The organism is Acidisarcina sp., from assembly GCA_035539175.1.
Classification (GTDB): domain Bacteria; phylum Acidobacteriota; class Terriglobia; order Terriglobales; family Acidobacteriaceae; genus JANXZS01.
Genome location: DATLIY010000008.1, coordinates 256,664 through 270,930 on the forward strand (window position 1 = coordinate 256,664; position 14,267 = coordinate 270,930).

The following is a 14,267-nucleotide window of genomic DNA, read 5'->3' on the forward strand; positions in this document are numbered from 1 at the left end:
CCTTTGCCGGGTCCACGCGCGAATGACTTATCGCTGCGGCTGATCCTCAACAGTGCGCAACAGCTCCACAATTTTCGGTGCGGCAATGTGCTGGTAGTCGGACGACAGCAGACCATATCCTTCTGCCGAATCATACTTGCGGCCTTCACCGCTCGATTGCGTCCCGTTCAGCGGCCAATAACTCCACGACAGGTTGTTCTCCTTGATGTAGCGGATATACAGACGGAACCAATCTGAGTTGGCGCCGCAATCGAGAGTTTGGCAGGTGCCAAACTCGCCTACCCATAGCGGCACGCCGGGCTCTGTATGCAAGAGAAATCCGGCGCGCGCATCGTAGAGTTGCTTGAGTTCTTCGTAACTGGCGAAGGGATGTTGCGCGATGTTATAGGCATGCGGAGAGTAGACGAGTCTATTGGCTACTTTGAGATGAACTGGAAGCTTGTCAAAACCGATGAAGTTGGTCGAGTACTCCGGGCCTTCCACCATAATCAGGAGCCGAGGATTGGCGGCCAGAACGGCGTTGCCTCCTCGCTCAGCTGCTGCGTGCCAATCCCGCGTGGGGTCCGTGCCTCCCCAGACCGCGCCGCTTCTGAGTTCATTGCGCAGATCCGCACCAATGACCCATGGCTCGTTCTTGTAGCGGCGCACGATGGTCTGCCAATCCGCCAGCCACTTCGTTTCGGGATATGCGCTGCTGTACCACAGGCCGTTTCCATCCTTCTCACTGCAGCACCAGTCGGCCCGGCTAACGTGATTGTCGAGAATCACCATAATGCGATCTTTGGCCAACGCGTGGATCACAGCATCCATAACATCCATTGCATGCTTGCCCTTGAGTTGCGGATTGGCCTGAACAGCATAGTCAGCCACCAATGGGTTCCGCTCCAACGTCTCATTCGCCCATGGCAGCCGTACAGAATTCACTCCGAGCGCATGAATTTCTTTCACGATCGCAGCCAGCGGCGCATGATCGAGTCCACCGGCGACATACTCCTTTTCGTCGAATCCATACCAGTTCACCGAATTGAGACGCACCGGGTTTCCCTTTGCATCCAGAATCTGATGGCCGCTGGTATGCAGCGGAAGCGCAATCTGCGCGTGAGAAACAAGAGAGCCCAGGCTGACACAAACAATTGTCAGCAGAACGACGCGGAGGATCAAAGAACGGATCATGCAGGAAATCATACCCTCAGGACGTTACAGAAATTCCGCGGTACGTGCGAGTCGCAGAGCGAAATTCCGCTCTTCGCGAAAGCTCGCCCGCATCACGCTGAGTGGCTAAACATAAAGGACTGAAAAACCTCTATTTTGTGGCTTCGGTCCATTCCTCTTCGGCTCGTTGCAGATAGGCGAAGCGGTCTTCCTCGAGAATCCAGCGCTCTTTCACCAATTCATCCACCGCGTGCTGATAGCGAGCGAGATAGGCGTCGCGGTCGGGGTAACGGGCAGCAATCGACCTCCGCGGATCATGTGTTTTGCGGCGTTCCTCCTCTGTCCGGGGAAACCTTAGATAGGAGCCCTCGAACGAAACACGCTCCTGCGGTGCGCCAATAGAGGGGTCGCGCAGATTCCAACTCGCATAAGTTGCCAGCGGAACCGTAATCTCCGGCAGGCGTATACCGGCAAGTTCGTTTCCATCGACATCGACCTGAGGAACAAGTACCGGGTATGGCTTGCCGACCTTGGGAGGCTGAGCGCTGAAGACGCCTTTGGGCCAGTCCGGGCCATAGTCCAGCCGATAGGCCCGGTTCGCCTCGTGCGGCCGATTTACTCCAGGAATCGCAGGAAAAGCGTACGCCGTAAGTGGAACCAGGGTTCGCTTCGCTATCGTGGGATAGTTGCTTCCTGGCGGATCCGCGTGATTGCGAACCCATGCGTCCATGCTCGCAATCATGGCGCGCCAGAAATACCGGATGGGCAATGGCGATTCGGGTTGTTGCCCAAGCAGATCTCCCCGACCGCGAGCAGGCGGGAATGGACCAGGAAAATGTTGTAACCCGGTGAAGAGATAGATACGGACATTCGGTGAGAGAGGCATGTCACGCCCGCCGTCCGCAGTTGTATGAATCAACGAAGCTACACGACCCCAATATTCATAGGATGTATTGGAGAAGAATATCTTCGGCACGACGTTCTCTTTTGTAGCGCGATCGAGCAATCCCATCGCAGCGCCAGTTAGTGGATCCTTCTCCGGCATATCCGTAAAAGGAAAGATGTCGGTCGGATAGAAGACAGAGGAGGTTGGCTGTGCATCGCGCGAAGGCTGGGCAAAGCGATAGTTAAAGCTGCCACGGCCAGCACCCGCAACATGAGCCAACACACCGTCGAGCGCGATCCTTCCCTCCTCATCCGCGTTAAAGCCTTGATAGAGATAGTCGCGCAGGAATCGCCCATTCTGCGAGATTCCTTGGCCATATACCCGCGCAGCAGGAACTACGGCAGCGGAAGAATGTTTTGCGTAGGAAGCAAAGTCGCGCACCGCGGCAAAGCCAAGACCAGCAACCACAGGGTCGCGAACCACGTATACATATTCGTAGATTCTGCCCGGCTGGAAGCCGCCCTTCAGATGAATGAAGCGATCACTGGGCGTTAGCCTGCCGTCGACTGTATGTGCAAACTCCCACTGCGAGCGCGGGATCACAGTGCGCTTCGCCTCTCGTGAGTCACGAACCGTCAGAGTATTCCGCGAATCTCCAGCGTCGGCGACCGGGTATTCCTTGCCTCCAAGACTCCCCAGGATCAAGTGCCCCAGCGACATCTCGTCCGTCACTTTCGAGGGCATCCAATCGCCGCGCAACAAGCCTGTAATGGTGTTGCCCTGCTGCTTTGCGATCGGGGCATAGAGCCGCAGCGCATCGTCTCCGACCGCATCCCACTGCCAGCCTAACGCGACAATGCTGTATCCATGCCGCAACAGCCAGCCGTCGCCCGCATCCTGCTTAAGATCCCAATTGCCACCATCAACGACAGAGAGCAGCCGTCCGTGTCCGCGATTGGGAACCTCAAGCAACATGGTGCCGTTGCTCCTGCTCGCATCCCGAGGGCGAATCGCCACGAAATCCGAGGAGAACTCCACCTCGCCATTTCTAAGATTTACAGCATTCTCCAGATCGACGATGCCACGGTTGTGGGGATTGGCAATCGGGACCGCAAAGATCACGCGACCCGTGATGCGCTCATACGCTCCTGCATCCCCGAAGCTCTGGCCGCGCAGAACATCGCCGCGGTATGTAATCTCAACTCGAAGCACGCGAGCATGAAGCAGCGAAACGGTGTAGGCGAAAAATAGTAGCAGGCTAAAGCAGCGGCGAAGAGGCATGCGCGGAAGAATAGCATAAAGCAAACTCTTTCCTTGAGGAGTTACTCGCGCTTCCAACCTTGTGACGCCATTGCTATAGTTGCTGGCGGCTAATAATTGCTGAGAATCAGGAGTTTTACGATGACGCCTACACACATGCAGAGTTTTGGATTTGCTCTTTGGCTGGTTCTGTCGTTAGCCAGCGGAGTCTGTCAACAGAAGGATCGACCGCGCATTACCGGCATCTCCCACATGTGCGTCTACTCCAGCAACCTTGCGGCCAGCGACCTTTTCTATGCGAACATACTAGGTAACCAAAAGGCCGCGGATCCCGAGGACAGCCGTGGCGCACGCTACTACTTCAGCAGCACACAATTTGTAGAAGTGCTGCCGTTGCCCGCCGGTGAATCCATCAACAGAATGGCGCACGTCGCATACAACACGGAGGACGCCGGCGCACTGCGCGACTACCTGCTCGCACATGGAGTGCACGATGTGACGGAATTGCGCGGCAGCAACAATATCCGCTGGTTCGAAACGAAGGATCCCGAGGGGAATACGGTTCAATTTGTTCAACCGGAAATCGCCTCCGCGGTCACGAACAGTTCGCACGCGATCAGCAGCCGCGTGATTCATATCGGATACCTAGTGCATAGTCGCGCCGCTGAAGATGGCTTTTACAAAACGCTGCTCGGTTTTCGTCCATACTGGTATGGCGCCATGCAGCCGGATAAGGTGGATTGGATCTCGCAGCAGGTTCCCGACGGGCATGACTGGGTGGAATATATGATGGTTGGGGATGGCTCGACGACGCCCCTGACTCGGATCGACCAGCGCCAACTTGGCGTTCTCAATCATTTTTCTCTGGGCGTAGCCAACATGGAGCAGGCTGTCACCACTCTGATTCGAGAAGATCGCTTAAGCCCGCGCCATGATGGCCCGCAGATGGGCAGGGATGGGAAATGGCAGGCAAATCTCTACGATCCCGATGGCACGCGCGTGGAGCTGATGGAGTTTCAGCCCGTAACCAGGCCATGCTGTTCTAGCTTTACCGCGGCGAGTCCGGAGAATTAAACAGCCCTCTTGAACGAAACGAGAATCTCCGTAACCTCTCAGCCACCGTCATCTAGATTAGAAAAGTTTTGACGCTGCAATAGCAGAAAGGAGTCCAATGGGTATGGCTACTAAAACGATCAATGCGGCAGCAAGTGGAACCTTTACTATCGGCGGTGATCTCACAGTAAATCGCATGGGCTACGGCGCGATGCGAATCACCGGCGACGGCATCTGGGGAGAACCAAAAAATCCCGAAGAAGCAAAGCGTGTCCTGCGGCGGGCAGTGGAGCTGGGCGTCAACTTTATTGATACCGCCGATGCGTATGGGCCAGAGGTGAGCGAGCGCCTGATCGCAGAGGCACTCTATCCCTATCCGGCGGATCTGGTGATTGCCACCAAGGGCGGTCTAACGCGGCAAGGACCCAATAAATGGCTCCCTGTAGGACGCCCCGAATATCTTCGTCAATGTGTGGAGATGAGCTTGCGACGGCTGAAACTGGAGCGCATCGATCTCTATCAGCTTCATCGCATCGATCCGAAGGTTCCAGTAGAGGAGAGCCTCGGGGAACTGAAGAAGATGCAGGACGAGGGGAAGATTCGCCACCTCGGCCTTTCAGAAGTGAAGCCGGACGAGATCGAAAATGCGCGCAAGACAGCCGATGTAGTTAGCGTGCAGAACCGATACAACATCGTCGAACATTCCTACGAGTCCAGCCTGGAATATTGCATCGCGCACAGTCTTGCATTCATTCCCTGGTTCCCGATGATTGCAGGCAAGCTCCTTGCACCGGGAGGCGTGCTCGACAAGGTGGCGAAGGAGAACAACGCAACTGTTGCGCAAATTGCGTTGGCATGGCTGTTGCACCGGTCACCAGTGATGCTGCCCATCCCTGGAACCTCATCCGTCGCCCACCTGGAAGAGAATGTCGCAGCGGCCGGATTGAAGCTGAGCGATGCAGAGTGGAAGACAATCGAAGACGCCGCAAAGGCGTATGTTGCAAGTTGACCGGAAGAACCCACCAAAAGAAAAAGGCCGCGAACTGTTCAGGTTCGCGGCCTTTTCTTTCAGTTGTGACTGATTCTACTCTCGCACGCCGTCGACAAACGCTTTGAGCTTGCGCGAACGTGAAGGATGGCGCAGCTTGCGCAGTGCCTTCGCTTCGATCTGGCGAATGCGCTCGCGTGTCACCTGGAAGCTCTGTCCCACCTCTTCCAAAGTGTGCTCCGACCCATCTTCGAGGCCGAACCGCATCTTGATCACGCGCTCTTCGCGAGGCGTCAGAGTACGCAGAACCTGCGAGGTGTACTCCTTGAGATTCACGCTGATGACCGCATCCGAAGGAGAGACGGCCTGGCGATCTTCAATAAAGTCGCCAAGGTGCGAATCTTCTTCTTCGCCAATCGGTGTTTCGAGCGAGATGGGCTCCTGCGCGATCTTGAGCACCTTGCGAACCTTCGCCACGGGAATATCCATGCGGCGGGCAATCTCTTCGGAGGTAGGTTCGCGCCCCAGCTCCTGCACCAGCTGGCGCGAGGTACGGATGAGCTTGTTGATCGTCTCAATCATGTGCACGGGGATACGAATCGTGCGTGCCTGGTCCGCAATGGCGCGGGTAATGGCCTGCCGAATCCACCATGTCGCATAGGTCGAGAATTTGTAACCGCGACGGTACTCAAACTTGTCCACCGCCTTCATCAGGCCGATGTTGCCTTCCTGAATCAGATCGAGGAATTGCAGGCCGCGATTCGTGTACTTCTTGGCGATCGATACCACCAGGCGGAGGTTCGCTTCGATCAATTCCCTCTTGGCCTGCTCGGCATCCATATCGCCCTGGATCATCTCGCGCTGCGTGCGCTTGAGCTCGGCGATGGAAACACCCGCCTCGAATTCCAGCTTCTCGAGATCGGTGCGGCAATTCTTCTGCTGACGACGATATTCCTTGCGCAGCTCTTCGCTCTTGGAGGCTTCGAACTTCACCTCAAGCGACTTGATCTGGCGCTCCAGAGTGCGCATCGCATCGACGGTCTTGTTGACCTTATCGAGAAGACGCTTGCGCTCCTGGTTTGTGTACTTCAACTCTCGAACAATGCGGGAGATGTATACGCGTTCGCGGGCGAGGGCCCAACGCGTCTTGCGCTGTTCCTTGGCCTTCGTCTTGATGGCAAGCGAGGGCAGCTTCTCCAGGAGCAGCGCGGCCTTCTTCTGATGCTTGATCAGAATATCGATGCGGGAAACTGTCTGCCGCACGCGCGCCTGCAGGATGTCTTCGGTGAGCTCCTCTTCGTCGAAGACCACGACTTCTTTTACGTTGCGAACGCCGCGCTTCAGATCCTCGCCAAGGCCCGTGATTTCACGAATGACGATCGGGGAACGCGAGATTGCCTTCAGCACGCGGAGCTGGCCGCGCTCAATGCGCTTGGCAATCTCAACTTCGCCTTCGCGCGTCAGCAGCGGAACGGTGCCCATCTCGCGGAGGTACATGCGGACAGGGTCGTTGGTTTTTTCCAGTGTGCCCGGCGTAAGGTCGAGCTCAACATCTTCGCTCTCTTCGCCCTCGCCCTCGAATTTCTCTCCCCCGAATTTGGGGCCGCCTTCGAGTATGTCGATCCCCTGTGTCCCGATCGTGGTGATCAGGTCATCGAGATCGTCGGGTGAGTGCAGGTCGCCAGGAATGAGGTCGTTGACCTCGTTATAGGTCAAGTAGCCTTTTTCCTTGCCCGCCTCAATCAACTTCTGAATATCTTCTTCGTACTTGTCTTCGATAGCCAAGCGGCATTATCTCCCGCGAAATGTGTTCGGACCGGATCCGTGCTCGGATGAGGACAAGGTGCGAGGCAGGCCACTTAAGGCTTCATCCCTTGGCGCTCGATTAGGCGCAGGGCAGGTAGACGCACGTCCTTCAAAGACTTACAGGATAACATGACCCGCAGAAGAACCCTACGGCAGATACTGCCACGATCGTATTGCAGGGATACCTCATTTGTGCCACAATCCGCCATTCAATTAGACGCAAATAGAGCGGGATTCGCTTCGATTTATCGTGAAGCAGGGTCAAACCTGCGATTAGAGGCGAAAATCACTCCGCGCCAACCGCCCTCAATTCCCGGTCGACGGAGAGCTTTTCAGCGGTAAGGGAGGCCAGCAGGCCCCAGTCGCCCTTCTTTTCCGCCTCGGAAATAGCGGCGCGCAGCTCTCTTTGGCGGCCTTCGAGAAACTGGGCCCGTAAATTTTCGAGGACAAACTGAGCCTCCTGCTCGGAAACTGGTTCGCTCTCCTCGAGGAGCACCTGCGCCAGCAGGGAGCGCGTGCGACCTTCGGGAACCGCCTCCAGCGGCTGCACAGAGCCGCGATTCCGCAGCCCCTCCAGCGCGGCGCGCACCGTAAGTCCTTCAAAATAAGCTGGATCTTTGTCCATCGCGGATACAAAGATTGCCAGTACGGGGTCACCGGGCTCGCCGCAGAAAGCGCGCAGCAGAATCCTTTCCACCGGACTGACCCCGGCGGTATGGGAGACGATCTGGTCCCGGCGGCGGGCTGCAGCCTCTTTCAGCTCATCCCGCAGCACGGCGGAGTCGATCCCCAGCTTCTGCGCCGCATCGGCGGCAAATTCGTCCCGATTCAGGCGATTGGGCATGCGCCGGATGTGCGGCAGCAGAAAGTTCAGCGCCTTTACCTTGGACTCGGAGTTCCGGCCGGGAAAGAGCTGGCGGGCACGGTCGATGAGGTAGTCCTGTTGGCGCCTGGCACCACGCAGCGCGGCGATATATGCCTGGGCCCCGCGCTCCCGGATGTAGCGATCCGGGTCCAGCCCATCTTCCAGCGTGACCACCTTGATCTCAAATCCCTCCTCCGTGAGCAGGGAGATGGACTTTTCGGCAGCATTTGCCCCGGCGTTGTCAGGATCGAAGTTGACGACGACCTTGCCAGTGAAGCGCTTGAGCAGATTGACATGGTGCTCCGTGAAGGCTGTGCCGCTGGTGGCCAGCACATTCTGGATCCCGGCAAGATAGACGGAGATGCAGTCCATCTGCCCCTCCACCAGGATGGCGAAGTCATGCTGACGCATGGTCTGTTTCGCCTTGTCGAGATTGAAAAGTACCTGCCCCTTGGAGTAGAGCGGCGTCTCCGGCGAGTTCAGGTACTTCGGCCCGGCTTTGTCGCCGGAGTCGAGCGCCCGCGCGGTAAAGGCAATAATGCGCCCCGATTCATTCGCAATGGGGAAGGTGATGCGCTTGCGGAAGCGCGAATACAGCGGGCCGGAGGAGCCATCCTCCTGCTGTTTGAACGAGAACAGGCCGGAGAGACGCAGCAACTCCACGTCGGCGGAGCCTTGCAGGCGCTCGCGCAGCGCGTTGAAGTTATCCGGTGCGTAACCAATGCGGAACTTGGCGATAGCCTCCGGCGTCAGGCCGCGGCCAGTAAGATATTCGCGCGCGCTGGCCCCCTCGGGCGAGCGCAATTGCTCCTCAAACCACACTGTTGCCTGCTCGTGGAGTTCGAGAAGCTTCCCGCGTTGACGGCTCTCCCGCGCCTCTTCGGGGGAGTTGTATTCGCGCTTGGGAAGAGCGATTCCGCACTTCTGCGCGACGATGCGGACAGCCTCCGGGAAGCCTACGTTTTCGATCTTGCCCACAAACGAAAAAACGTCGCCGGAAACTCCGCAGCCGAAGCAGTGGTAGAACTGCCGCACCGCATGGACAGAGAAAGACGGCGATTTCTCCTTGTGGAAGGGGCATAACCCGGAATAATTCTGCGCCCCAGCCTTCTTCAGGCGCACGTATTCCCCGATGACGCGGACGATATCCGCCTGCTGCTTTACGGATTGGGCGAACTCTGACATGAGGGGCTACGCTTCCGAGCATACTGCAAAGGCACACGAAGATTCAGGGGCAAGTTTCAGGGAGCGATTTCAGGAGCAATCGAAAATCCCGCCGCCACGATCTCCCCGGCAGTGACCCCGCGCTCGCGCAGAGTGCGCAGCGCCAGAGCATCATGGCGCTTCGCCAGGCGGTGGCCCAGAGCATCCGTCACCAGTGGGCAGTGGTACCAGAGCGGCTGCGGCAAGCCTAGAGCACGATAGAGCAGAATCTGGCGTGCCGTTGATTTGATAAGGTCCGCGCCACGAACGACCTCAGTGATCCGCATCGCGGCATCGTCCACCACAACGGCCAGTTGGTAGGCCGGTACGTCGTCCCGCCGCCACACCAGAAAGTCGCCGAAATCGCGCCCTGCAACGAAGCGCTGTGGGCCAAAGTACCCGTCCTCGAACTCGACCGCCTCTCCATCGGGCACACGAAAACGCCAGTTCACTCCCGCGGGAGAGAGGTCCGCACCCTGCTCTGGCAGAGCGATGGAGTGGTCCGGCTGTCGGCCATCTGGCCTGCACGTTCCGGGATACACAGGCTCGTCATCAGGCTCCGGGTTCGCCGCCTCATGCGGAGCCTGCGTTGACCGCTCCAGGTCCTTACGCGAGCACTGGCAGGGATAGATTGCGCCCTTTTGCAGCAGGCTCCGCCACGCGGCATGATAGAGCGGCAGACGCTGGCTCTGGGCATAGGGTCCAAACGGACCACCGATGTCAGGCCCCTCCTGCCAGCGAATGCCCAGCCAGTGCAGGTCCTCAAACATCGCCTGCTCATATTCGGGTCGCGAGCGATAGGGATCCAGATTCTCATTGCGAAAGACAAGCACGCCGCCGGCATCGCGGCTGCGCTGGTATGCGGTCCAGAAGGTGCGGGCATGGCCGGCATGGAGCAAGCCGGTAGGCGAAGGCGCCAGTCTTCCGCGATATTCCGAAGGCGCCAGTCTTCCCCAAGATTCCTGGTTCACGAGTCCTAGTGTAACGAGTCCCGCTTCACGAGTCTCAGCCTAACGAGTCCTGGCTGCTCCACGTGCACGCCCCGTTTACCAGAAACACCGCGAAAGCGGAATGGCGCAAACGGGCAGAGGCATCCAGGATGCCACGTCTCTACTTCCTATCTAACGTTGAGCGGCAAACGCAGATAAGCTCTTAGAAATGAGGTATCTCCCCCAATGAAATCCACTCGTCTTCTTCTGCTCCTGATGGTATGTTTCTGCTCGCTTGCGGCCAGTGCTCAGACAGGTATTTACGCGGCGTTTACCGGCGCCAAGATCAACTCCAGCACCGACTGGATCTACGGTCCAACCGTTGGCGTCTACTTTGATAGATGGCACTTTGGCGTCGCGAGCGCCGGGGTTGATTTCCGCGGCCAGTTTCTCGGCGGAGGAGGGTCCACCCAATACAATAACGGGCTGGGTGGATTAAGGGTTGCCGTTACGCCCCATGTTCTGCCAGTCAAGCCCTATGTCGAGGCAGCGATCGGTGTCGGCTACGCCAAGTTCAACCAGTCTTCATCGACCAATTTCGCCTACAACTTCCTTGCGGGAGTGGATTACACATTTTTCCCGCGGCTGGATTGGCGCGTGGTGGAGTTCAGCTACGGTGGACTCTCCGCCTTCGACAATACCTTCCACCCCAAGACGGTCAGCACGGGAGTTGTCCTTCGGCTGCCCTGAAGAGCTCTAGAAGAGATCGGGAATGCTGGTGAAGGCGATGCGGGTTGGTGCCGCCGCTTTCGCCAGCAGCATGCTCGCGGCGCACAGCGTATCGGTGCCATATTTGCGATTCACCGAATCCATAACGCCCGAGAGCCGCGTGCGGCGTGACTCCGCGTCAAGAGACGCAAACAGACTCAAGGTATGCAGATGGTCCGGCACCAGACCGCCCAGCCCGACGCCAACATAAAACGGCTTTTCGAAGTTTGCGCCAGTGGGCCTGGCTGCCCAGAGCTTCTTGAGAGCCTCTACCAGCGTCTGATTATCCTGGCACTCGATCACCGCCAGTCCCTGCGACCAGGCCGACTGCGGAATTCCGGAGTTGTGCTGCGATGCGGCAGTGGCCCTGGGCACGGCATAGCGGATGGCGAGCGACACATGCGTCGTCCAGAGCCGTGCCGTGCGCAGCCGCATCGCCGCCTTATGAAGAAGCTTATGCGCCACCGCGTAGCAGCCCTCCGGCGTGCGCAGCTCCGGCGGCAGCACATGGGAGTGGCCGACGGATTTCTGATGCTCCAACTCGGCATCGTTGAAGTCCTCCCCGCGCAGCCAATACCACAGCTTCTCCCCCGGAGCACCGCCCCAGGCAGCGTGCATCTGCTCCCGGTCGAGGGACAAAAGCTGCTTCATCGTGTGAATCCCTGCCTTCTGCAGGCGCTTCTCCATGCGCGCTCCTATGCTGGGAAGATCGCGCGGCGTGAGCTGCAGGAGGGCAGCTTCCTGAATGTCGGATGTCAGAGCGACCAGGCCATCGGGCTTCTCCATGTCCGAGGCAACCTTGGCGAGATACCGGTTGGTCGCGAGGCCCACCGAGCAGCGGAGAGTCGCTCCGGCGTGCTCCCGGATGCTGGCCTTGACCTGGCGCGCCAGTTCCAGCGCCGCCAGCAGTGGCCGCTCCCGGCCAATCAGGCGGCATGCCATCTCATCAATGGACATGACAGCGGATACCGGGATGCAGCGTTCGACCGCCTCTATGATGCGGTGGTGGTACTGCACATACTCCTCGTGCCGCGCCTCCACCAGCCGCAGGCCGGGACACATCCGCTTCGCCTCGCCCACCTGCGTCCCCGTCCGAACGCCAAAGGCCTTTGCCTCATAACTTGCGGCGATACAACAAGTTGTGTCGGCCATCAGGGGAACGACGGCCACCGGCTTTCCGCGCAATTCGGGGCGCAGCTCCTGCTCTACGGAAGCAAAGTAGGAATTCAGATCGAGGAAGAGCCAGTTGAGCTGGGGCTGACCCAGCGGCTGATTCTGGCCTGCGGGATTAGGAAAGGCCGCCACGCCTTATATTCGCCTTTTGTTCGCGCTTATTCAACCCAAAATATTCGTGGGACCACACGCGATAACTTTTCATTGCACAAAGATTCTTTTTTTTGCACAATGGTAACCCAAACGCCACTTGAATCCTTCTAAGCTGAATGGGGTTGAGTATGTGGTATCCAAATCTTGACGGTATATCGGAGTGGTTTTTTCAGCACGCGGCCTTGACCCTTGCGGTTTTGGTGACAGCGAGTGCAGCGCTGTTGCTAGGCTGCGCTCTGAGCGCTGTCTGCTCGCCATGCAAAGAGAAAGATAAGCTGTTCCACCGCGAGACGTTCTAACCCGCCGCAGAGCAGGCCGTTCGCACATTCGATCCTGTAAACCCGGAATCGAATGACTCCTGCAGTGAATTCCTCGTTTCTCTTCTTCCCCATCTATAATCCGCAGGCATGAGCGACGAGATCCTTCGGACAGACCACCTGAAAGAACTGGAGCGCAGAGACCGCCTTGCTGAAGAAGGCGGCGGTGCCGAGCGGCGTGTGCGCCAGCACGCCGAAGGGAAGCTCCTGGCGCGAGAGCGGATCGCTCTGCTGCTGGACGAAGGAACCTTTGAGGAGCTGGATAAGCTGGTGGTGCATCGCTCCACCGACTTCGGCATGCAGGAGAAACGCATTCCCGGCGATGGATTCGTGACCGGGATTGGTCGCATCGATGGGCGCACGGTATTCGTATTCGCGCAGGATTTTACCGTCTTTGGAGGCTCCCTCTCCGAAACAAACGCGGCCAAGATTGTAAAGCTGATGGATATGGCCATGCGCGTGGGCGCGCCGGTGGTCGGCCTGAACGACTCCGGCGGAGCACGCATCCAGGAAGGCGTCGTATCGCTTGCCGGATACGCGGACATCTTCCTGCGGAACACGCTGGCCAGCGGCGTGATTCCGCAAATCTCGGCCATCCTTGGGCCATGCGCCGGGGGAGCCGTGTATTCCCCGGCCATTACCGATTTCACCCTGATGGTCGATAAGACAAGCTACATGTTTGTGACTGGACCGGATGTCATCCGCACCGTGACCCATGAGATCGTCTCAAAGGAAGAACTGGGCGGCGCAACCACACACAGCGAGGTCTCCGGCGTTGCACACTTCATAGCGCAGGACGACGCCGAGTGCCTGGCGATGGTTCGCGAACTGCTCAGTTTTCTGCCGGCGAACAATCTGGAAGATCCACCGCGCAAGGCGTCGAGTGACCCAGCCGATCGCGCCGACGCAAGCCTCGATACCCTGATCCCTTCAGAATCCAACCAGCCCTACGACATCAAGGATGTGATCACGCGAATTGTCGATGAGGGTTATTTCTTTGAGGTCCACGAGCACTTCGCGCGAAACATCGTCGTTGGCTTCGCCCGCATGAACGGGCGGCCCGTCGGGCTTGTGGCAAATCAGCCCGCCTTCCTCGCCGGAGTGTTGGATATCGATGCCAGCGTGAAAGCCGCGCGATTCGTCCGCTTCTGTGACGCCTTCAATATTCCCCTGATCACCCTGGAAGATGTGCCCGGATTCCTGCCAGGAACCGAGCAGGAGTACGGAGGCATTATCCGGCAGGGAGCCAAGCTGCTCTACGCGTATGCGGAGGCGACCGTGCCCAAGCTCACCGTAATCACGCGCAAAGCCTATGGAGGAGCCTACTGCGTGATGAGCTCCAAACATATTCGCACCGACTTCAACTTTGCGTGGCCGACGGCGGAGATCGCAGTCATGGGTCCGGAGGGCGCGGTGAATATCGTCTATGGGCGCGAGCTGGCGGGAGTCGTCAAGGAGGCCGAGGATCGCGAAGGACCATTGAGCGAGGACGAACGAGCACAGGTGCTGGCGGGGGCACGCTCACAAAAGGTCGAAGAGTTCCGCGAGCAATTCGCGAATCCCTACATCGCCGCCGAGCACGGATTTGTCGATGCCGTGATCGCTCCGCGGGACACGCGGCGAAGGCTCATCTCCGCATTAGAGATGCTGGATAGCAAACGCGACAAGAATCCGCCGAAGAAGCACGGCAACATCCCGCTGTAGGCCGCCAACA

10 protein-coding genes are annotated in these 14,267 nt (G+C 58.3%); 4 read left to right on the top strand and 6 right to left on the bottom strand.

Features of this window, described 5'->3' with window-relative positions; all coding sequences use genetic code 11:
* Positions 1-27: 27 nt before the first annotated feature.
* Together VM554_09185 and VM554_09190 are read right to left on the bottom strand one after the other, a co-directional pair.
* On the bottom strand, positions 28-1,173 hold the full coding sequence (locus VM554_09185; protein HVJ08546.1) for a glycoside hydrolase family 5 protein: 1,146 nt from the start codon (positions 1,171-1,173) through the stop codon (positions 28-30).
* Between the two features lie 130 nt (positions 1,174-1,303).
* The gene (locus VM554_09190; protein ID HVJ08547.1) at positions 1,304-3,343 is read right to left on the bottom strand and encodes an alpha/beta hydrolase domain-containing protein; all 2,040 of its coding nucleotides are present in this window, start codon (positions 3,341-3,343) and stop codon (positions 1,304-1,306) included.
* A gap of 96 nt (positions 3,344-3,439) precedes the next feature.
* Between VM554_09190 and VM554_09195 the strand changes: the two genes are divergently transcribed.
* Positions 3,440-4,372, top strand: a complete 933-nt coding sequence (locus VM554_09195) for a VOC family protein (GenBank protein HVJ08548.1) — start codon at positions 3,440-3,442, stop codon at positions 4,370-4,372.
* Between the two features lie 103 nt (positions 4,373-4,475).
* Complete coding sequence (locus VM554_09200) at positions 4,476-5,360, top strand: aldo/keto reductase (GenBank protein HVJ08549.1); 885 nt, start codon at positions 4,476-4,478, stop codon at positions 5,358-5,360.
* 75 nt (positions 5,361-5,435) lie between these two features.
* Here VM554_09200 and rpoD read toward each other — a convergent pair whose 3' ends face one another.
* The 3 genes from rpoD to gluQRS form a co-directional block, all read right to left on the bottom strand.
* On the bottom strand, positions 5,436-7,124 hold the full coding sequence (rpoD, locus tag VM554_09205) for an RNA polymerase sigma factor RpoD (protein ID HVJ08550.1): 1,689 nt from the start codon (positions 7,122-7,124) through the stop codon (positions 5,436-5,438).
* A 307-nt stretch (positions 7,125-7,431) separates the two neighbouring features.
* On the bottom strand, positions 7,432-9,195 hold the full coding sequence (gene dnaG / locus VM554_09210) for a DNA primase (GenBank protein HVJ08551.1): 1,764 nt from the start codon (positions 9,193-9,195) through the stop codon (positions 7,432-7,434).
* A 56-nt stretch (positions 9,196-9,251) separates the two neighbouring features.
* Complete coding sequence (gluQRS, locus tag VM554_09215) at positions 9,252-10,184, bottom strand: tRNA glutamyl-Q(34) synthetase GluQRS (GenBank protein ID HVJ08552.1); 933 nt, start codon at positions 10,182-10,184, stop codon at positions 9,252-9,254.
* A gap of 204 nt (positions 10,185-10,388) precedes the next feature.
* Here gluQRS and VM554_09220 point away from each other — a divergent pair, with 204 nt between their 5' ends.
* Positions 10,389-10,892, top strand: coding sequence for a hypothetical protein (locus VM554_09220; GenBank protein ID HVJ08553.1), 504 nt, complete (start codon positions 10,389-10,391; stop codon positions 10,890-10,892).
* 6 nt (positions 10,893-10,898) lie between these two features.
* On the opposite strand, the gene VM554_09225 is transcribed toward VM554_09220, so the two are convergent.
* Entirely contained in the window at positions 10,899-12,215 is a 1,317-nt protein-coding gene (locus VM554_09225; GenBank protein ID HVJ08554.1) for a hypothetical protein, read from the bottom strand.
* 428 nt (positions 12,216-12,643) lie between these two features.
* Here VM554_09225 and VM554_09230 point away from each other — a divergent pair, with 428 nt between their 5' ends.
* Positions 12,644-14,257, top strand: a complete 1,614-nt coding sequence (locus VM554_09230; GenBank protein HVJ08555.1) for an acyl-CoA carboxylase subunit beta — start codon at positions 12,644-12,646, stop codon at positions 14,255-14,257.
* The last annotated feature ends 10 nt before the right edge of the window (positions 14,258-14,267 follow it).